We start from the raw sequence: 21,901 nt of genomic DNA, 5'->3' as shown, positions 1-21,901 counted from the left end.
TGATCGATCCCCCGAAAATGACCTTCCGGATTGTTTCACATTTGCCAAAACACTCCTGAAATGAAGCCATTATTCCTGATTTTATGTTGCCTCGGCATAGCCGTACCGGCCTTCAGCCAATCTTATAATTTGAAAGGAAAGATCACGTCTGCCAGCACTAAAGAAGCCATCATCGGCGCTGCCGTATGGTTACAGTCACAGACCGACTCCACTAAAAAGTTCCCCGCTGCGGCCGGCCCCGACGGCAGCTTTCAACTAAACCTTCCTGCTGGCAGCTATACGCTCCGTACGTGGGCTTTTAATTTCGCGGCCCACTCCCGAACAGTTGTCCTGCAACAAGATACCGACCTTGGAAACATCGCCCTGACAGACGACGTCAAACAACTCGCCACCGTACAGGTACAAGGCGAAAAATCCACCATCGAACTAAAAACAGATAAAAAAGTGTTCAACGTGGGAAAAGACATCCTCTCCAAAGGCGGCAACGCTACCGATATCCTGAACAACGTGCCCGCCGTGAATGTAGACATACAGGGCAATGTATCGCTGCGTGACAATCCAAACGTGCGGATACTGATTAACGGGAAGCCGTCCATGCAAACACAGAACAACGGCCTGGCACAGATCCCCGCAGGGAACATCGAAAAGATAGAAGTGATCACCAACCCCTCCTCCGCCTATGAAGCACAGGGCAGCGCAGGTATCATCAATATCATCCTGAAAAAAAATGCCGCGCTGGGATTTAACGCGGCTTTACAGGCCGGCCTCGCCAGTCCGAGAAACAACACCGCCAACCTCAACGCCAGCTACAAAACACAACGCGTCAACCTGTTCACCAATATCGGTATACGCGATCAGACATTACTACTGCTGGAAGACCTGGCGCGCGTCAACAAAAACCCATACAACCTGCTGCGGCAGCATAACCGCTCCGACTTAAACTCCAACAGCGTCAATCTCTACCTGGGGACTGATTTTTACCTCAACGAACAAAACACGCTTACCGCCAGCTACTTCCGCACCAAACGGAACAACAACGACACAAACGACTTCCTTTATAACTATTTTAATGCGCATGGCTCGGCCGACAGTACCATCAGCCGGCAGGAGGCTTACCGTGAGCCGCAGATATTCAACGAACTGGAACTGAACTACGCCCGGACCTTTAAACAACCCGGCAGAAAATGGACCACCTATGTGCAGTATGATTTCTGGCATGACGACGAAAACCAGGACATCCGGCAATCCGGCGGACAGCCTGGCCCGTTGAATATCATCACCCGGGATATCGAAAGCAGCAAAGACATCTACCTGCAAAGCGATTATAAAACACCGTTTAAAAACGGTCAACTGGAAATGGGCATCCGCAGCCAGTGGCGCGCTATCCGCAGCGAATACTCCGCTTCGCAGAACGGGAAATTACTGGATGGCAACAACAACAAACTTTTTTATGATGAAGATATCTATGCCGCCTATACGCAATATGCAAGAAAGTGGCAGCAGCTGGACGCGCAGCTGGGCCTGCGTACGGAACTGTCCAGCATCCATATCAGCGACCGGGAACAAACGCTCAACAAAAGTAAACAGTACATCAACCTGTTCCCCACCCTGCATTTGCAGTACAGCTTCCCGCACGACTGGAGCCTGCAGGCCAGCTACAGCCGCCGGATCAACCGGCCCAAGTTCTGGCAGCTGAACACATTCTCAGGCTTGTCCGACCAGCGGTTCCTCCAACGCGGTAACCCCAATATGGACCCGATGTATACCAATGTGGCGGAACTGGCACTGCTGAAAAAAACCGGGCTGCTAACCGTGAACCCCGGTATCTATTACCAGTACACCACCAATTATTTTGATGCGGTGATTGAACCGCAACCCGACGGCACTTTTGTGCGGACATGGGCCAACATGGGCAATGAAAAGCGCTACGGGCTGGACATGACCACCACTTATAGTCCGTACGGCTGGTGGCGCCTCTCCTGGGATATCAACTGGTACTCCTATTCCCAGCGCGGGGAATATGCCGGCAAAACCTATTCCGCCGACAACACTACCTGGTTTACCACCATCCGCTCCGGTATGCGGTTCCCAAAAATCGTGAACATCGACGGCAGCTTCACCTACCGCGGCAGACGGCAGGAAGTACAGGTAACTACGGCAGAACAATACCGCGCCAACATTGGCTTCTCCAAAGACTTTTTCGGCGACCGGATGTCGCTTTCCTTCAGCGTCAACAACATCTTCAATTCAAATATCCTGCTGCAGGAAATGGACGTGCCGGCATATTCCCTTTCTACCCGCAGCCAGCGGGAAGGGGTGATCTATACCGGGAATGTCGTGTACCGGTTTAACCGTAAGAAAAGCCAGACCGACAGAATGCCGGAAGAGAAGTAACACTGCTGTCATCAATGACCCGATTTTCTGCCGGCGGAACATACTAACATCCCTATAAAAAGAAGACCTGCGCTGTGCGCGGGTCTTCGATTTTTCTGCCTACCTTCGTCCCCGTAACCACAATAAAAATTGCCTGCCGTATGCATCCCATACAAGGGCAAAGATTTAATATATACCCGGATTGCTATGCGTAATGCCTTCATTAAAAAAGTCGCATTAAAAACATTAAAAATTGTATCCATATCTATAGCAGCCATTCTTGCGCTGTTGTTTTTACTACCCCTCCTTTTCCCCGATGCGGTATCCAGCAAAATCAAAACCTGGGCAAACAACAGTATTACCGGCGAGCTCAATTTCTCCCGGGCGCGGCTGTCTTTCTTTAACCACTTCCCTTCCCTGACACTGACGTTATATGATGTTAGCCTGAAAGGCGGAGCGCCTTTCCAACAAGACACGCTGGTAGCCGGCAAGGAAGTTGCCCTGGGGGTGAACCTGAAAAGTGTGTTGTCCGATGCCATCACCATCGATGAAATATTTCTGACCAACGGGAAGATCCATATCATGGTAGATTCCTCCGGGCATCCCAACTACAACGTGTATAAAAGCGCGCCCGCCAGCACCGCCAGCAAGCCAGACAGCGGCAGCGCGTCCATGAAGATAGAAAGGATACAGATAGACCACTGTCACCTTATCTACGATGATCAGTCGCTCCCCATGTACGTGCAGGCCAGGGACGTGAACTACCTGGGTAAGGGAGATCTTTCCAAAGCAGTCTTCGATCTTTATTCCAGGATCAATATCGGTTCTCTCGACTTTAACTATGGTAATACGTCCTACATCCTGTCTAAAAAACTGAACGGGGAGTTGATCACAAAAATCAACACCCATTCCCTTGATTTTATTTTCGAAAAGAACGACCTTAAAATAAATGAACTGCCGGTACGGCTGAAAGGCGCTTTCGCCTTCCTGAAAAACGGCTACAAGATGGACTTCCGTCTTAGTTCCATAGAATCCAGCCTGCACGCTATCTTCGGTGCGCTGCCTCCCGAATATCTGACCTGGATGCAGCATACCAATATAGACGGCACCGCAGACGTTAACGCCAGCTTAATCGGCGAGTACATCGCTGAAACCCACACTATGCCCAACCTTACTTTTAACATGCAGGTACGTGATGGTGTGATCTCCAATCCGAAGGCGCCTGCACCGGTGAAAAACCTGTTCCTGAATTTTCAGTCCAGGCTCGCCGGGCTGAATACGGACAGTCTATACCTGAATGTAGACTCCATCTTCTTTAACATCGATAAAGATTATTTCAGTTCCGTGATACGGGTAAAAGGGCTGAAAACACCGGATATTCATGTCAAATTAAACACAGACATCGACCTGGAGAAATGGAGCAAAGCCATGGGCTGGCAATCCTTTGACCTGAAAGGCCGTCTGGAAGCGCACTTGCTGGCCGATGGCCCCTATGCTACCCGCATTGTGGACCGGAGCCCCAAACAGCAGCCGGATACTGTCATCAGCAGCATCCCCGCCTTTGACCTCAAGGCCAGCTTCCGCAACGGTTATTTTAAACTGGCCGCGCTACCGGAAGGCCTTAAAAATATCAGCTTCGGGGTGACGGCGAATTGCCCGGACAACAACCTGGCCAATACCCATTTTAATATCGACAACCTCAATGCCAACCTGCTCAGCAACTATATCAAAGGGTACCTTCGTTTCAGCAACGCTCAGGCGCCTGTCATAGACGCGCAACTGGCCTCCGTGCTGCAGCTGGGCGACATCAAACAGTTCTACCCGATGGACAGCCTGGACGTCACCGGCGCCCTGCATGTGGACATCAACACCAAAGGCAGCTATGTGCCCGCCAAGCGGCTGTTTCCTGTCACCACCGCGAAGCTGACCATGGATAACGGCGCCCTGCAGACAAAATATTACCCGCAGCCTATTCAGAAGATCAATGTAGACGCCACCATCACCAATACCACCGGCACCCTCCGCTCCCTGAACGTCAACGTGAAACCGATCGCTTTTGAATTCGAAGGACAACCTTTCCTGCTGAAAGCCGACGTCGGCAATTTCGATAACCTGCGATACAATATCACTTCCAACGGTACCATCGACCTGGGCGCTATCTATAAAGTATTCGCCATACAGGGCTATGATGTGAAAGGTTTCATCAAAACCAACCTGGCGCTCAGCGGCACCCAGGCAGACGCCATGGCCGGCCGCTACGCCAAACTAAACAACCGCGGCACCATGACGGTGAAGGATGTGGTGCTTCACTCGGACATGTTCCCGCTCCCCTTTTACATCAGCAATGGTATCTTCCGGTTTGACCAGGATAAAATGTGGTTTGATACTTTCATCGCCACGTATGGTAAATCGAAGCTCACCATGAACGGCTTCCTAAGCAACGTCATTGGTTATCTCACCCAGAAAAATCAAACGCTGCGCGGCACCTTCGATTTTAACAGTAATTACCTGCTTGTAGATGAACTGATGGCAAATGCCAGTCCTGTTACCACCACCACTGCAACAACCAAAACCACCGGTCCTTCCGGTGTTATCATGCTGCCTTCCAACCTGGCACTGACGCTGAACGCAGCAGCGGACAGGATCCGCTTCAAAGGCATGAACATCGACAGTTTCCACGGACAGGTAGTACTCGACAGCGGTAAAGTGGCGCTCAACAAGACCGGGTTCAACATCATCGGTGCGCCGGTGGAAATGGACGCTACCTATGCCGCTACACAGCCCCGGCGGGCTACTTTCGACTACCACATCACCGCAAAGGAATTTGACATCCGGCGCGCCTATAATGAAATTAAAATCTTCCGGGACATGGCCAGTTCAGCAGCCAGCGCCAGCGGCATCGTAGGCCTCGACTACCGCCTCAGCGGCAAGCTGGACGGCAACATGAGCCCCGTCTATCCTTCCCTGAAAGGCGGCGGCGTATTGTCCGTGAAGAAAATCAAGCTCAAAGGCTTTAAACTGATGAACGCCGTCAGCCAGTCCACCGGCAAATCTGATATCCGGGACCCGGACGTCTCCAAAGTAGACATCAAATCCAGCATCAACAATAATATCATCACCATAGAGCGGACGAAACTACGGGTAGCAGGCTTCCGTCCCCGCTTTGAAGGACAGGTGGGCATGGACGGCCGGTTAAACCTGAAAGGCCGCCTGGGCCTGCCACCGTTCGGTATCCTGGGCATCCCCTTCAACGTGACCGGCACGCAAAGCAATCCTAAAGTGAAACTCCGCAGAGGCAGCGAGAAAGACCAGCTGGAAGAAACACCCGACACCGACGAATAACACGTACATCCTTTAAATACTATTCTGCATGAAAGAACAATTGACTACACTGATCGGACAACTGAAGGAACATTCCATTCTCTTTAAAGACGTCATTGCATTCATAGAAAGTCAGTACCATCACCAACCTACCGCCTTTAAAAACGGAGGCGCCTATAACGAAGCCACCCAAAACCAGGGAAGCGCCAAAGTGTTCGCTTTCGCGCAGCTGAACGGCCTTTCCAAAGAAGATACCCTTTACCTGTTTGCCGAACATTATCAATCGGTGCTCAACCACCCTTCCGGAGAAGACCATCAGAATATCCGTCAGTTTATGGCGCATGGCTGGCCTGGCGTATCTTTCGAAGGAACGGCACTGACGCGGAAATAAACGTTTTTTATGTGTGACAGGCATTTCTATTCAACAAAAAATCCCCCGGAAAGCAGCTGCTTTCCGGGGGATTTTTATTTTTACTTAAAAGCTTCTCAGAATTTTAATGCCTCCATAAATTTCCGGAAGATGGTATTGTTGTGGTATATACCCATGAAAGCCTCTGCGCCCGGCCCGTAGGCAAAGACCGGCACCATGACCCCGGTATGGTCGTCGGTGGAGAATTTACCGCTGATCTTGCCGGTTTTCAGGTCGCCTTCAGCGATCGTGAGGCCGCCGGTTTCGTGGTCGGCAGTAACGATCACCAGCGTCTCCCCGTCTTTCTCTGCATAATCCAGCGCCGCCTTGATGGCTTTATCGAAATCGATCACTTCTTCGGTGACAAACTGCAGATCGTTGGCATGACCGCCGTCATCTATTTTAGAGCCTTCCACTACCAGGAAAAAGCCTTTTTTGTTTTGCTGCAGCAGCTGCAGCGCAGCGTTGGTGGTGCGTGCCAGCTGATCTCCCCTCACAGCTACCCGCTCTTCTTTGATGAGGGCCACCAGTTTCCCTTGTTTCACTTGTTCAGCGTCAGCGGTGGTATACTTTACCTGGTAACCTTTCTGTGTGAACTCCGTGAGCAGGTTGCGGCCGTCTTTCCGCTGATCGAAGTGTTCGCGGCCGCCGCCGATCAGTACATCTACGTCCGACTTAATATAATCCGCCGCTATCTCGGCCTGCATTTCCCGCTGTTTCTGATGGGCTGCAAAGGTGGCGGGCGTAGCGTCTGTGATATCAGTGGTGACTACAATGCCGGTAGACAGTCCGTGCTGCTTCGCTATTTCCAGGATGGTCGGCTGCGGATTGCCCGCACTGTCCACCCCGATAGCCCCGTTGTAGGTCTTCTGGCCGATAGCAAAAGCCGTGGCCCCTGCTGCGGATTCCGTCATATAATTGCTGGCGGAGTTGGTCCGGGAGAAACCGATGCATTTAAACCGTTCCAGGTTCAGCGAGCCTTTGTTGGCCGTCAGGCCGGCATAAATCTGTGTGGTGCCCATCCCATCGCCTACCATAAAGATGATATTTTTGATCTTACGGGGAGATGCTTCCTTTGTTTCCTCCGCTGGCGCAGGCTGTTTACAGGATATGGCCAGCACCGGCAAAAGGAACGCTGCGGCAATAACGTATCTTTTCATGTAATGCTTTTATCGTATAAAATACAACGTCTGTTTTTAAAATCCCGGATTTTGTGTCAGCACCCCCTGACTCAGGTTGATCTGCGACTGCGGGATGGGGAAAATTTCGTTCACCCCTTCTTTAAAGGAAGCGCCTTTCAGGCTGTTGTATTTTTTGGCGAAATCATTCAATACTTTCGCCGCTCTCTTCGTACGTACCAGGTCATAGAAGCGGAATACTTCCGTAGCATATTCTACCCTTTGCTCCTGCCAGATAGCCTGCCGCAGTTTATCTTTTTCCGTGGTGGTCACATCCGGCAATATCTGTGCATTCCCTTCCCTGGCGCGCGCCCGTACCTGGTTCAGCGCCTGCAGCGCTTCCTGGCCATGTCCGTTTTCATTGGCTGCTTCTGCGTACCACAAGAGGATATGCCCTAAGCGGAAAACGATCTGGTCTTTACCTGAACTTTTAGGCTGGTCCGGCATTTCATTTTTCAGGATGAGATATTTCGTACAGAGGTAACCGGTAGCGCTGGTGCCGGTATTACCGATGGTACCATCCGGCAGCACATCGCCGGTTTTATACACGGTAGCTTTCTTTCGGGGATCGCCGGGCTCGAAGGCATCTACCAGGTCCTGGGTAGGGTTATCGTAGCACCAGCCGTAGGATAACGGTCCGCGGGTCCTGCCATCGCCGTCACCGGAGCCTTCTTCATCATAAAAGCGGGCGTCGTACTGGAAATTGATTTCAAAGATAGGTTCCACGCCATATTCGCCATCGATGGTAAAATTGTGGTAATACACCGGGTCCAGGCTATACTGCTTTGAATCGATGATCTTTTTGGTCCATGTTTCTGTTTCGGCAAATTTATTCTGCATGAGATACACGCGGGCCAACAAAGCCTGTGCAGCGCCTTTGGTAGCGCGGCCGTAATCTGCTTTCTCCTGTGCGCTTTTCTCCGGCAGCGCAGGCTCCGCGTCCAACAGGTCGGACTCGATCTGCTGCCATATCTCTTCTTTGCTGTTCCTCGGGATATTGTAATCGGTCAACGTTTCTTTCACCATCAGTGGCACACCACCAAAAATTTGTACCAGGTTGAAATAATAATATGCACGGAGAAATTTGCCTTCCGCCACATATACTTTTTTGGTGGCGTCATCCATACCTTTCACACCGGGCGCTTTTTCAATGACGATGTTAGCCGCGTGTATACCCTGGTACAAGGTAGACCAGGCGTTTTCATAGAACGGATTGGTGGCGTTGGCAGTAAAGAATTCCACCTGGATCATATCCGGGTTGTCACCGCCGTTAGCCCTCGCATCATCGGAACATACATCTCCGAAAACCCATCTCACATAACCCGGGTAACCGGTGCGGTAGTTGGACTGCAGCGCCTTGTAAGCGGCGATCAGTCCCTGCCGGGCGGTGGCCGGCGTGGTAAAAAAGGTGGCGGTGGTTTGCCGGCCGTGCGGTTCTATTTCCAGTAATTTATTACACCCGGAAAAAGCGCCGGCTGCGAGTAAAAGCATCGTTATGCCCATTCGTTTCATCATCATGACGTCAAATATTTTCGGTATTAAAAGTTTACATTCAGACCAACAGAAAGGGTGCGCGGGCGCGGATAATATGCGCGGTCGATGCCTACGTCGAGCGGATCGCCGTCGTTACCGTCGCGCATGCCCACTTCCGGATCAAAGCCATCATACTTCGTGATGGTCAACAGGTTCTCTCCTCCTGCATACACCCTTACTTTAGCGATACCCCACCGCTTCAGCAGCGACTGCGGCAGTGAATAGCCCAGTTGCAGGCTGTTGAGCCGCAGGAAGCTGCCGTTCCGGATAAAACGGTCGGATGGACGTATGTTGTTGTTGGGATCGAGGATCGTCACGCGGGGCTCTTTGTTGGTGGAGCCTTCGCCGGTCCATGACTGTTCTTTGTCCGGCGCGAAATAGTTGGAGATACCGGATGAATTGGTATAATGTTTCCAGCCGGTATACACCTGGTTTCCACCGCGGCCGCTGAGGGTCAGGTTAAGATCGAAATGCTTATACCAGAAAGAAGCGGAAAGGCCATAGATACGGGTAGGCCATGGGCTGCCGATGTAGGTCTGGTCCTTATCGTCGATCACACCGTCGCCGTTCAGGTCTTTATAACGGATATCGCCGGGCGCTGCGCCGGGTTGTTTCGCCGCATCGTTCACCTCTTTCTGGTTCTGGAAGATACCGTCTGTCACATATCCGAAGAAGCCGCCGATAGGATGCCCCGCCATGGTTTTACTTACTCTTACGCCGCTGGTGATTTCACCGGCATAGAAGGCCGCGCCGTCGTTCATCAGGCTGGTCACTTCGTTGCGGTTGATGGAATAGTTCAGGGAGATATCATAGCCGAAATTCTTTTTACGGTTGCTGTGGAAGCCGAGGGTGAACTCGAAGCCTTTGTTGACCACATTCCCGCCATTGACATAAGGGGCTTCGGACACGCCTACTGACGCCAGGATAGGCAGGCGCACCAGGATGCCGGAAGTAGCGCGGTGGTAATAATCCGCGCCAATGGTGATACGGTTGTCGAACAAAGTCGCGTCCAGGCCCAGGTCTGTTTCCGTGGTAGATTCCCACTTCAGGTCCATGTTACCGATGCTGGAGGGCGTGGCACCGAGCAGCACTTCCTGCTCTTTGCCGCGGCCAAACGGATAAGGTATGTTTACCTTCAGCGTGGACACGGTGGCGCTGGTAGACAAAGAGCTTTCATTGCCCAGGGAGCCCCAGCCGCCGCGCAGTTTGAGATCGTTGATGAATTTCACATCACGCAGGAAAGGTTCGTTGGACAGGCGCCAGCCCAGTGAGAACGAAGGGAAGGTACCGAAGCGGTTGTTGGCGCCGAACTTGGAAGAGCCGTCGCGGCGTACGTTCACGGTAGCGAGGTAGGTGTTGCGGTAGCTGTAGTTCACCCGGCCGAAATAAGACAACATGCCCCATTCGTCGCCGCCGCCGCCCACGTTCATGCCGGACGAGGCGAGGTCGAGATATTGGAGCGAGCGGGTAAGGCTGGCATCTGCCGGCAGGTTCTGCCCATACGCACGGATATACGAATCGTATGAATGCTGCGCGGTTACGCCCAGGAGTCCGTCGATATGGTGTTTACCAAAGCTGCGGCTGTAGTTCAGGGTGTTTTCCCAGGCCCAGTCCGTGCCGTTGGAAGCTTCTTCTTCGAGGCTGCTCACATCTTCTTTCTGTGAGTTGCTGACATAGTATACAGGGATATAGGAACGGTTGCGGTCATTGCCCACATTGATATTAAACTGCGATTTAAAATTCAGTCCCGGCAGGAGATCTGCCTGTGCATAGAGAGATCCCATGAGCAACCATCTTTTATTGAGGCGCTGGATATTCTCTACTGCGGCAACAGGGTTGTAGGTATTGGCGAAAGGAGATACGCCATAACTGCCGTCGGCGTTTTTTACCGGTACGGTGGGCGACATCTGCAGGGCGGTGCTGATGATGCCTCTGGCGTCGCTATCGTAATCGGAAATACTGTTGCGGGTGGTGAAAGTGTAGTTCAGGTTTTCTCCGAATTTGAGCCAGCGTTTCAGCTGGTGGGTGCTGTTCAGCGACACGCCTGTTTTGGCGTAGTCTGTACCTATCACCGTCCCTTTTTGTTTGAGGTAGCTGGCGCTCATACGATATACTGAGCCTTCCTTTCCTCCGGAGAAAGCGACCTCGTATTTGCTGACCGGTGCTGTTCTGAAAATGGCATCCTGCCAGTCGGTGCCTTCGCCGTAGCTGTCGGGATTATCGAAAACGGGCGCCAGTCCACCTGCTTTCAGGGCGGCATTGTAGTACCGTGCATAGGTAGCGGCATTGGTCAGCCTGAGTTTTTTATAGACGCTTTGCATACCGGTAAACGTGTGCAGGTCTATTTTCATGGCGCCGGCGCTGCCTTTTTTGGTCGTTACCAGCACTACGCCGTTGGCGCCGCGGGAACCGTAGATGGCGGCAGCGGACGCGCTCTTCAGTATCTCTACCGACTGGATATCTTCCGGATCGAGGTTGTTGATATTCCCAAACGGGTTACCGTCTACCACGTACAGCGGATCGCTGTTGTTGATGGTACCTACGCCACGGACGCGAATCATCATCCCGGTACCGGGTGCGCCGGAGTTGTTGGAAACGCTTAGTCCGGCTACCTTGCCTACCAGCGCCTGGTCCAGGCTGCCGACGGTCCTGTTATTGATCTGGTCACCGGCCACGGAGCCTATCGAGCCGGTGATGTCTTTTTTCTCCTGGGTGCCGTAGCCTACGACCAGCACTTCACTCAATGCGCTGGAAGCCTGCTTCATCACAACAGACAGCTCCCGGGCCTTCCCTTCTTCTACCTGTACTTTCATGATACGCTGGGGCGCAAAGGAAATGAAGCTTATTTCGACGGTGTACACGCCGGGATCGACGGTGAGGCTGAAAGCACCATCGCCATCGCTGACAGTGCTTTTATTCAGCTCCGGGATACGGATGCTGGCGCCGGGGAGTGCATCGCCCTTTTCATCGGTCACCTTTCCGGAGATCTTCCCCGGGTTAACTTTCACCGGTTTGACTTCTTTTACGATCACGACCGACTGGTTGATGATCTCGTAGCGGTAGCCGCTGTTGCGCAGCAGGCGGTGGAGGATATCGCTCAGCGCTACATTGTTGAAGCTGGTTTCGGTGACGTTTTTTTCACTCAGTGCAGCCTTGTCGAATGCGAAGGACAGTTTGCTGGCGGCCGACAGTTCTGATATGGCGGCGGCCAGTGTTTTACCCTTCAATCGGATCTGCAGCCGGATATGGCTCAGGTCCTGGGCAGCGCCGGTGGCGGCATGCAGGCAAAGCGTTCCGGCCACCATCACCCCCATTAGAAGTACAGAAACTCTCATAAGATGTTTAATGGACCCCGAAAGGTTTTTTTTCATAATTTCGAATCGTTTAAATGGTGATAAACTGTTTAGATACAGCGGTATTCACAGACCTTCCCGGGAACTGAATACCGTGTTGAATGATGACGGAAGTTGTTTCAGCAGCTTCCGTTTTTTTTATGTGGTCACATGATCAATAAATAGTGATTATCCGTTCGCGGACGCGATAGCGTGTCTGAGTCATGCCGCATACGATGCGCATGACGTCATCAATTTTATGGCTGGTGATGATGTTCATGGAAAAGCGGACTTTACGGATGTCTGTCCTGCTGGTTTGCAGCCGGTAGCCGAAGTTGTGTTCCAGCACAGCCGCCAGCTCGTCGAACGAAACGCCGTCCAGGTTGATGCGTCCTTCCTTCCAGGCATTTATGGGGCCTGCTTCTTTCGTTTCCGTGAGCCAGGTATGATCCGGTTTGCTGTAAGTCAGCTGCTGGTCCTGTGATAAAGTGGCCAGGGTGTTCCCTCCCCGGACGATGCCTACTTTTCCCGTTGCCACATTGATGCGGATGTTCCCCAGTTCAGGATATGCTTTGATATTAAAAGAGGTGCCCAGCACGACGGTGCTGATAGTATCGGTATGTACCACAAACGGCTGTTGCGGCCGTGTGGCCACCTCGAAAAACGCTTCGCCTTTTAAATACACTGCGCGGCATGGGCCGTTGAAGGCAGCAGGATAGCTCAGGGAGCTGCCTGCGTTGAGCCATACTTCGCTCCCGTCGGTCAGTGTCACTTTCAACATTTTGCCGGCGGGGGAAGCGCTGCTGAGCAGTGCGATTGGTTGCGGTAGCGCCGTTCTCTCCTGCCGGAAAAAGTACGCCGCGCCTGCAAGGCCCAGCAATACCAATACTACCGCCGCTACACGAAGGAACATGCCTATTTTCCGCTGTGGCGCCGGCGCCGGCAGGTCCGGCATATCCGCGGTGATCTGCCTGTAGATGCGGGCACGCAGCCGCGCACGCACCAGTTCCGCTTCCGTCTCATTGCTAAAAACGGGTGTATCCTGGCGGTCGAAGGAAGCATACCAGGCATCCAGCCGGGCCGTTTCTTCCGGAGTGCAGTTTCCCTGCGCTTCTTTCTGCAGTAATTCGAGTAATTCGCGTTTGTTCACCTGCGGTCTTTATGAAGATACTCGTACAACGCTGCCGAATGTACCGGTGCATTTTCAGGCTTAACATTAAGGTAACATTGGTCAGTAGCGGGTTAACAAGGCAGCGGTTACTGCCAGAACTACCTGTGTACCGGCATTATTGGCGAGGTCGTATTGATGGAGCGCCCTGCGTATTCTCTTAATAGCCGCGCTGATCTGGTTGCGCACCGTCTGATGGGAGATCGCCAGTTCATCTGCAATTTCTTCATTGGAGAGCATCCGCTTGCGGCTCATCAGGAAAACGGTCTGCATCCGTTCCGGCATACTGCTGATTTCCTTTTCCAGCAGGACCTCCAGCTCTTTATGCATCAGGCGGGCATCGGGGTGGGAACTATAACGGGGAGCGGTAAACGCCGCGTTTCTTTCAAAAGCTTCTTTCAATAAACTTCTCCTGTAAAAATCGATGATCTTTCCTTTCAAGGCTTTGTGCAGGTAAGCCCTGACCGAGCCTTCGTTTTCTATGACCGACGGGTTCTTCAGCAATGACAGGAATACTTCCTGCAGGATGTCTTCCGCATCCGCCGCAGACACGCGCCGGTAGGCGGTCTCATAAAGTTCCTTCCAGTACAGTTCATAGATTTCATCAAAATGAGGCCGGCTCTGCTGCCCTTTTTTGCTATCTGGTCCGCGCATCCTGCTTACAGTTAGGTGTTTATAATGCAACGGCAAAGCTCCGGTATGAATGACAAAGTAGTAGCTGTTTACAATAATTTAATGCAGAGCATGGAAAGATGGGGTGTTAGGGAAAATATCCACAGCGCTCCTTTTCACCTGGTGACCCATCGGTTGATGGCTGCAGCCACCTCCCCGACTGGCTTAACCGGCTCTTTTACCTTCCTGAACGCCTCAATAGCATTAAAGGCATAAAAGAAGAAATGATGATGTTGCGGCGTATTTCTGAACATCTGCTGCTTGCCAAACAGCCATTGCACTACCAGGTCCAGATCTGCTTCGCTTTTTTCAGCAAGCTGGTAGACCCACTCCACCATAATTGTTCGCGGCGATTTCCAAAATGGGCCTTCATCATTGCCTGTGTTCATCATCCATCCAGCTAAATCGTCCAACACCGAAAGCGCAAATGTAGTATCAATCGCGGCGATATTTACGTTTCCCTGTGTCAGTCCGCTGTCCACCCCATTCTTGCGCAGCAAATCAACCAGGTATACAAATCCTTCTTCATTGCCTATTTGTGTAAGGATTTTCGCGGTATTAAACACGATGCTTTCATCTACCAAAGGCTCCCTCAAACAGCCGATCAGGATAGGCTCCACCTCATGGGGGTATTCGCCGGCCAATAGTTCCGATAAATACGAAAAGTCCCAGTTATAACGATCAAGTGCCTTTAATACGGTAAGCATTTCATACCAAGTACCTCCCAAAGCGAGGAAAACCTCCGTGACGTGCTGTAAAGCCATACCATGCCAATCGCCCGACGACAGTAAGCTCCAAAGATCTTCCCGTGCCTCATATACCTTCAGATATTTGCAAATACCGAGATGTGTGGAGAGCACCTGCCGGCACTTTATTCCTTTACGGATATTCTTCAACACCAGTTCAGCAAAATCAGCGATCTGTCGCTCCGTCAACCGCGTTAATATCAACTTTGTCGGGGAAGACGGCCGGTTCTTGTTGTCTTCCAATCCCTTAATACCACTTTGGTCGGCCCATACCATCATCATTAATTTATCGGCCGGCGTTTCGAATAAAAAGGCTTCGTATAGCCGGACCATCAGATTTTCTTTCCATCCTGAAAAAAGGCTCACCGCCCCTCCTTCGTCTTCCATGCTCACACAGTTTTCAAATTCAGCCGATTGTATGTTGTCGTTATAATACGGTGACACCAGACCTTCATAGAAACTGCGTTCACTGTCATTTATTTTCAAGTCCAGGATAAACTCCGCTCTAAATCGCAAAAACTGCTCCTCTTCAGCCAGGAACTTTATTGTATCTGAAAGATAAACTTTCCCGTCTTTTTTCAGCTTCCTATGTAAAAGCCGCTCAATAAAATCGGAGTCAGCGAGCTGTCTTTTCCGTTCACTGGTGTAGTCTACATAGATATCGAGCATCGGAATACTGCTATGACCATAAGCGTCAAAGTATTTTTTCACCCCCTCCAGGCAACAACGCCGGTCACTTATGTATTTCCTGTCATTTTCATCTTTCGCACGCTGCCACGTGGAGTAGACAACTTCCTCAAATGCAACATCCTGTGCACTATCAACATAAGCATCCTTTACAAGTTGCCTTAACTTCGCCGCTGTTTCTATTTTCCCATTGTTATCCAGTGCGTTAACAATGGAATACAACACTGACACCGGCAAATCACATTCTTCAAACTCAAATAGTAAATAATCAAAGACTTCCTCCGTTACAAAAACGCTGAGCCCCCAATGTGTCTTTGATAGAATATCTTCCATCAGTATCCGGGCAGGCAGCGTGTTAAAAGTTAGCCCGGACAAAAAGGCTTCCAATCCTTCATATTTTCCACGCAGGTGTTTCAGGCCCAACTTTTTCACGAATCCTGTAAGAATAAAGACAAGAGAGGCATTCCCTTCATGTAACAGCCGCATATTGTCCAACACCTTGGCCCAAAGCGCCCTGATATCGTGTGAGTATTTATAAAACGCCATCCAGTCAGGCTCCATGAAGGCATCAAACAAACGTTGCATGTTGCCGAGAGACTTTATTTGAGTGATGGCCTTCCCAAAGGACATTTCCGAACCTCCGTGCCTGATAGTTGCATTGTACCTACGCAATGCATGAATACCATCCATCACATACAGAAAGTGCTTGTCAGCCAGGCCATGCGCCACTATTAACTGGTATACACCATCTCTAAACGCATGATATTCCCCCATCGCTACATTCCCGATCAATGCATGGACCAATGGCTCATCTCCCAGCTGATGCTTAGCCAGGACTTGCATCAGCTCACCAGCGTAGCCTGGATCGGTAGTATACAAAAGCTCCTTTTGCAACGTTGAACTTAACCTGGTTTTCTCTGCCGGAGAAAGCGTTACAAACTTCAACACACGTAAACAGGTAGTCTTCACCCCTACAAATGTACCGGCTCCATCTACCAGTGCGGTTAAAAAATCAACCGCTGCCGGTATTCCCTGGATAAACAGGGCGATGGCGCTATCATCAATCAGTATTGGCTGCAGCTGATACTGCTCCAATCTTTCAAATAAGCTTTTAAGAATTTCCAGTTTGGTCACTGCATCGAACTTACTATGCTCAGTATAAAAAAGCAGCTCAATATTGTCTTCTTTTAACAGTTGCAGTACCTGGTCCCGCATCGCCCCTTCCTCCAATAAGAATAGCAATGAAGTGACCGTCTGTATCCACTTTGCCTTAATTTTTCTTCTGTGTGTGCCAACCGTAACTATCGCTACGATGTCGTCAAAATTCATCTTTGACAATACCACGGCGGCTATATGCTCCTGGAAGATGGCATTTACGAAACTCCAGCGGTCATTTTCTATCGTAATAAGAGCGCTGTGCTCCAGTAACTCAATTTCCGGCAGACCAAACAATTGCTGTACCCCACTTGCTTCCATTGAATTTGAACCATGCAATTGAAGGGCAAAGGCAAATTGCTGAATTATCATGGTGGCAGCCACAGCACGCTGATGCAGCAATCTGCCGCCCGAAAGGCGCCGGTTATCGTTAACGCAAAAGGAATCCAACATCAACTTTTCGATGATCGCTATTTTAGTCCGGGGCAGGCCTCCCGGGTTTTCCTTAAACAGCTTTATCAGGCTGACCAGGTAAAACGGCTCCGACAAAAGGAAACCTATATTCGCTTTTCTGACGAAATCCATAAATTTTTCATAGCGTATGTTTATCTGCGACCGTATAAATATCCGGATGTCTTCATGCTGAATACTTCCCAGACGGTAAAACGAAAAAGCCCCCAATCTCTCTTTGATCCTGTATTGATTAAAAAATAACTTGCGGCAACTAAAGATGATGCTGATATATGGATTTCTGAGTGAGAAATCCCGGATATGCAATAAGGTATCTTCAAAAGATTCCGTGGGTACTTCATCCAGGCCGTCGATAAAAACCGCCAGATCCTTCGCCGGAACATGCTTCCAGCCTCGATAAAGCGTATCGAGCATTTGGTCAATGGGGATTGTTAGCTGCGACTTCAATTCAATCAAAAGGCAGGTAAACGGAATGGAAACGTGTTCCAGGAGGTATGCGTTTTGCCGCAGCTCTACACTTTTCCCCTCATGCGCATTAGCAATCACCCCGATCAGCTTTCTTTGAAATCTATACTCACCTGTAAACAGGCTGGCTAACTTTATGGTCTCCTTGTCGGAAAAAAACGATGACAGGGAATCTTCCTGTAGCCTGTTTTGCATAAGGCTCAAGGTTCTTTGCAGATAGTTTTTTTCACCTGTCCGTGGTGGAATACCGGGTAACCTGGATTGTGCATAACAGTGTTCATCCGCAGCGGCCGTCCCGAAGTAGTAACTCACCACACTGCACTGCCGTTTCAACTTCTCCTCCAGGACACGACGATCCCAGTATTCGAACCGTATATTTCTTTTCAGGAGTTGCTCAGTCAATGCTATCAGATGCTTCTGCAGCTTCGGCTCCTGCAGGTCTGCTGTGGTGGCTAAAACAAAGCAGGATGTTTTATCATGAAATTGCTTCGCCAGTAATAAATCGACAATTTCTGTCAAATCACATTGTGACAATATCTCCACATGTTTGCATTGTATGCAGATATACTTTCCGTCTTCGCCAACCGCACTTAGTATATCAATTCCTTCCTGCGCATGCCCGTTTTTCAAGTACAGGGATAGCCGGGATGCAGGGAAAGCAGTCTCGCCTACTTCACGGCATATCTCCTCAAATATCTTCTCTGAAATTTTATACCAGTTCAGCATGGAACGCATGTAATTTTTTTTTGTACAATTTAATGATTTATTGAACAACGATCCCCGTACGCAATTTCCATACATGAATTTCTCTTCCTCCGGACCCTGCATGATCACATTCTTATATGACAACCCAAAATCTGGCTTCGTTTTTAACTTCACAACACAACCTAACTTCATGCAGTTATTATTTCAATGTTTGTTAATATATTGTTATCCCTATAACCTTCGCAACTTATTCACCAATAATTAAAAAGAGAATCATTATTTCGCGCTCAAATTTATTAATCTCAAAAAGAAAATATAAATGAAAAACTGAGACCTGAATTAACATTTTCTTATTCCCTAACCCACAAACAACGGATAGGAGAAAACCAAAACAACAGGCGTAACGGGAAAACGCCAACTACAAACAAAAAAAATAAAACAAAATGACTGACAACGCTTTACCGTCAGAACGGGATAACCATGCCCATCAATATTTTCTGCTCTTTAGAGAAGGCAACGAAAGAGGTTTTAGCTTTATATACAATCACCTATACAGACCTGTATTCAGCTTCGCCCGTAGCATCATCAAAGATGAATTTGAGATTACGACGATCATTCAAAATGCGTTCAAGCTCATTTGGGACCGCCGGAATATGATGGAAAACATAGAACACATCAAAAACTTTATCTGCAAACGTGTAAAATGGGACTGTTTAACCTACATCAGTAATTCCAAAAATAATTTCATTTCTCTGGAACAACTTAGTGACCAGGGTATCCAGCTGGCCGTCTATGATCCGTATCGGGAAGCATCGCATCAGGAACAACTGATGACAGACGAGGTAAACCTGAATCTTATCCGGAAAGCCGCAGGATATCTGTCCAAAAGCAGAATAGAACTGATCGATCTGCTGCTACAAGGTTATAGCCATCAACAGATAGCAGCTGTAACCGGGCATACCATCAGGCACATTGCGGTGGAAGTGAAAAAATGCATAGCCGCCATACATCCCTACATTAAACGGACCAATGAGGCTTTAGACATGTCGAACCTCCCTCCCATTATACGTGTAGACGATTATCAGATATACCTCACTCATTCCCAGACCAATATCCTAAAACTATTTTATGAAAAAGGATACACTTTTCATGAAATCGGTGACGAGTTGAATATGACAAAAACGAAAGTCATAGCAGCGTATCAGGCGGCGCTCAAAACCATCAGATCTTGCCGCCGTACCTAATTGTCGCTATCCTGTGAGCTCCCTGCCAGCAAACTATTACTATAATTAATCCAATTAAAAAATGGAACCAACAACTATCAGTTCTCTTTTCAACAATATCATCATTCACAACAAACTACGATCTATACGTTCTGTCTTCCAGTTCAATAGTGATCAATCGCACATTCTCAACTACAAACCTTCCTATCAGCGCAAATATGTCTGGACGGACGTAAAGGCCACTTACCTGATTGAGACAATCTTATTACATGGGGAAATTCCTCCGATTGTAGTATATATCAAAGGTAAAGACTGGGAGGTCATAGATGGCAGGCAACGCTGTGAATCGATCGAGCGTTACATTCGTAACGAATTTTCGTTAAAACCTCACGGTCTTGAGAAACTGTGGAACCTCGCAGGCAAAAAGTTCTCGCAACTGGATGAGACAATGAAAGAACGTATACTTTCCACTTCCCTCCGGCTGATCCAGGTGACAGCAACCAATGAGGCGCTTGTCAGTCCTTATGATGAAGAAGTTATAAAAAGGGAAATTTTCAAACGTTACAACCTGGGTATTTCACCCTTAAAGAAAGAGGAGGTATTCAAAGCACAATACATCCAGGATGAGATTAATATATACTTCAAGACGCAGTTCGAAAAAAAACCAGAACTATACAAACTGGTAACTACCCTATTTGCTCACAAAAGCAAAAACCAGGAGACCATTTTGCAACATATCCGGGAGTTACTGGTATTGCAACATATTCCTATTAATAAATACCGGCATGAGCGGGAAGACATTGTCAATATGTACTATGACTATTTGTCTTACAGCATGACCGGAAGTGCCAAAAAAATTTCAATTATTTTTGACAAGTTCAGGGAAAAATGTGACTACCTGACTGAAATCAGTGCCGGGCTAAAGAAAGCGAATCATCCTTCTAACGGCTTAATTCACGACTGCATATTCTGGGGGCTGTCGGTATGTGAAAAGGAAAACGTCCCCTCAAATGAAATAAATAATATCATCTTCAAGGAAAGGCTGGTAAATCACATCCAGAAACAAAGCCAGCATTATACTATGGACCAGAGTAACCACTGGCAGTTGATCATCAAAAGATATACTACTATCTCCACCTTTTTCGTCTCCCAACTTGACATCTCTTTCATCAAATACTTAAAAAGTGATGAGACTTTCCTGGTTGACCACAAAGACAAGATGCAAAAATACATGGAAGAGCGGTTTACTCCAGGTAAAGAACTGGAGCACTTCTCCAAAATGGACCCTACTTCCACATCGGTCAGTGATATTCTGGACAGAATGAAAAGACGAAAATTCAAGCTCAAGCCACCCTATCAGCGGAACGAAGTCATGAATATCTCCAAAGCGTCCTCGCTCATTGAGAGTATACTTCTGGGCATCAAAATCCATCCATTATATATATATCAAAGGGCAAATGGTATAGCCGAGGTAATTGATGGTCAACAACGTTTATTAACGATCCTTGGTTTCCTGGGAGAAAAATACGCAGACGAACAGGGAAAAATGGTAAAGTCCCAAAAACACCAGTTCGCGCTAAATTTACGCACAGGGCTGTTGCCTGATCTTCACCGTAAAAAGTTCCAGCATCTCTCCGCTAAAGAACAATCCTACATAAAGGACTATGATTTGGAAGTGATTGAGATAAAAGAAGAAAACAACAAACACTTTCTTCCGGAAGAACTATTCAAACGCATCAATCACAAACCCATTCCCATCAAGGAAAACACCTTTGAGTTTTGGAACGCTTACGTGGACCGTGACATCACCGATGCCATAAAAGACCTCTGTAAGCGAAACAGCTGGTTGTACCTGAGAAAAGATGACAAAAGGATGCTCAATGAAGAACTTGTGACCAACCTTAGTTACCTTCACTATATGACCTCAGGGAAAGCCAACATGGCTAACATAAAGGAAGTACTTGATATCAGCAAACGCCTTTCTGCAACTATTGTAAAATTCAGAAAAAAGGCACATATCACCCAGATGCTGGAAGACAAGAATTTCAAATCTGAATTTCTTTTGTCGCTGAATGATTTTGAAGCTGAGTTTATCGAAAAAGCGAAACTACTTATCTCCAAACCCACCGGAAAACCGGCTGAAACACCCAGCAACAAACGACTAGATGAAATCCTTCATACCCGAAACGTGCGGATGCCGATGAACTTCTATTTATTTTGGGTAATTCTAAAAGGAATACCCCTGGATTATATCAAGGAGGCCAAGACTGCCGCGCTGTATAAAGTTACCAAAATATTCTCGACCCTGGGAAGCTATGACACCAGCGAGCAATTAGAGAAAGCCATCAAGGATCTCTGGGCAGCTACACCGGCGTTAGCCTTAAGTTGATAATAGCAACACCTGGCGGCCACTATAGAAAAAAACAGCGCATAACCGCGCTGTTTTTTTATCTGTCATGAAAC

Annotated in this window: 11 protein-coding genes; 5 read left to right on the top strand and 6 right to left on the bottom strand. The window is 48.9% G+C overall.

Translation table 11 applies throughout. The annotated features are described in order from the left end of the window. Positions 1–60: 60 nt before the first annotated feature. From B5D63_RS07600 to B5D63_RS07590, 3 genes are all read left to right on the top strand, one after another. Positions 61–2,394, top strand: a complete 2,334-nt coding sequence (locus B5D63_RS07600; RefSeq protein ID WP_078668113.1) for a TonB-dependent receptor — start codon at positions 61–63, stop codon at positions 2,392–2,394. A 186-nt stretch (positions 2,395–2,580) separates the two neighbouring features. Further along, positions 2,581–5,715, top strand: a complete 3,135-nt coding sequence (locus B5D63_RS07595) for an AsmA family protein (protein WP_143312803.1) — start codon at positions 2,581–2,583, stop codon at positions 5,713–5,715. A 28-nt stretch (positions 5,716–5,743) separates the two neighbouring features. Further along, positions 5,744–6,085, top strand: a complete 342-nt coding sequence (locus B5D63_RS07590) for a HopJ type III effector protein (RefSeq protein ID WP_078668111.1) — start codon at positions 5,744–5,746, stop codon at positions 6,083–6,085. A 95-nt stretch (positions 6,086–6,180) separates the two neighbouring features. On the opposite strand, the gene B5D63_RS07585 is transcribed toward B5D63_RS07590, so the two are convergent. The 6 genes from B5D63_RS07585 to B5D63_RS07560 all read right to left on the bottom strand — a co-directional run bounded on the left by B5D63_RS07585 (position 6,181) and on the right by B5D63_RS07560 (position 18,245). After that, entirely contained in the window at positions 6,181–7,263 is a 1,083-nt protein-coding gene (locus B5D63_RS07585) for an alkaline phosphatase (RefSeq protein ID WP_078668110.1), read from the bottom strand. Positions 7,264–7,299: 36 nt separating this feature from the next. Then, positions 7,300–8,799 (bottom strand): RagB/SusD family nutrient uptake outer membrane protein, encoded by a 1,500-nt coding sequence (locus B5D63_RS07580; protein WP_078668109.1) that lies wholly within the window; start codon positions 8,797–8,799, stop codon positions 7,300–7,302. Positions 8,800–8,819: 20 nt separating this feature from the next. Continuing rightward, the gene (locus B5D63_RS07575) at positions 8,820–12,149 is read right to left on the bottom strand and encodes a TonB-dependent receptor (protein ID WP_159455928.1); all 3,330 of its coding nucleotides are present in this window, start codon (positions 12,147–12,149) and stop codon (positions 8,820–8,822) included. Positions 12,150–12,321: 172 nt separating this feature from the next. Next, the gene (locus B5D63_RS07570) at positions 12,322–13,296 is read right to left on the bottom strand and encodes a FecR family protein (protein WP_078668107.1); all 975 of its coding nucleotides are present in this window, start codon (positions 13,294–13,296) and stop codon (positions 12,322–12,324) included. A gap of 81 nt (positions 13,297–13,377) precedes the next feature. Then, entirely contained in the window at positions 13,378–13,968 is a 591-nt protein-coding gene (locus tag B5D63_RS07565) for an RNA polymerase sigma-70 factor (RefSeq protein WP_078668106.1), read from the bottom strand. Positions 13,969–14,102: 134 nt separating this feature from the next. Then, on the bottom strand, positions 14,103–18,245 hold the full coding sequence (locus B5D63_RS07560) for a DUF234 domain-containing protein (protein ID WP_143312802.1): 4,143 nt from the start codon (positions 18,243–18,245) through the stop codon (positions 14,103–14,105). Positions 18,246–18,658: 413 nt separating this feature from the next. On the opposite strand from B5D63_RS07560, the gene B5D63_RS07555 reads away from it, so the two are divergent. Both B5D63_RS07555 and B5D63_RS07550 read left to right on the top strand, forming a co-directional pair. After that, positions 18,659–19,459 (top strand): RNA polymerase sigma factor, encoded by an 801-nt coding sequence (locus B5D63_RS07555; RefSeq protein WP_078668104.1) that lies wholly within the window; start codon positions 18,659–18,661, stop codon positions 19,457–19,459. A gap of 61 nt (positions 19,460–19,520) precedes the next feature. Next, positions 19,521–21,827 carry a DUF262 domain-containing protein gene (locus B5D63_RS07550; protein ID WP_078668103.1) on the top strand — a complete coding sequence of 769 codons (2,307 nt, stop codon included), beginning with the start codon at positions 19,521–19,523 and terminating at the stop codon, positions 21,825–21,827. Positions 21,828–21,901: the final 74 nt, after the last annotated feature.

It is taken from the genome of Chitinophaga eiseniae (assembly GCF_900167135.1).
Lineage (GTDB): Bacteria > Bacteroidota > Bacteroidia > Chitinophagales > Chitinophagaceae > Chitinophaga > Chitinophaga eiseniae.
This window is presented reverse-complemented; position numbering and strand designations above follow the sequence as displayed.

Coding starts and splice junctions, on each gene's coding strand:
- B5D63_RS07595 (WP_143312803.1), top strand. CDS start 2,581: ATGCGTAATGCCTTCATTAAAAAAGTCGCATTAAAAACATTAAAAATT.
- B5D63_RS07590 (WP_078668111.1), top strand. CDS start 5,744: ATGAAAGAACAATTGACTACACTGATCGGACAACTGAAGGAACATTCC.
- B5D63_RS07565 (WP_078668106.1), bottom strand. CDS start 13,968: ATGCGCGGACCAGATAGCAAAAAAGGGCAGCAGAGCCGGCCTCATTTT.
- B5D63_RS07560 (WP_143312802.1), bottom strand. CDS start 18,245: ATGCGTTCCATGCTGAACTGGTATAAAATTTCAGAGAAGATATTTGAG.
- B5D63_RS07575 (WP_159455928.1), bottom strand. CDS start 12,149: ATGAGAGTTTCTGTACTTCTAATGGGGGTGATGGTGGCCGGAACGCTT.
- B5D63_RS07600 (WP_078668113.1), top strand. CDS start 61: ATGAAGCCATTATTCCTGATTTTATGTTGCCTCGGCATAGCCGTACCG.
- B5D63_RS07550 (WP_078668103.1), top strand. CDS start 19,521: ATGGAACCAACAACTATCAGTTCTCTTTTCAACAATATCATCATTCAC.
- B5D63_RS07555 (WP_078668104.1), top strand. CDS start 18,659: ATGACTGACAACGCTTTACCGTCAGAACGGGATAACCATGCCCATCAA.
- B5D63_RS07580 (WP_078668109.1), bottom strand. CDS start 8,799: ATGATGATGAAACGAATGGGCATAACGATGCTTTTACTCGCAGCCGGC.
- B5D63_RS07585 (WP_078668110.1), bottom strand. CDS start 7,263: ATGAAAAGATACGTTATTGCCGCAGCGTTCCTTTTGCCGGTGCTGGCC.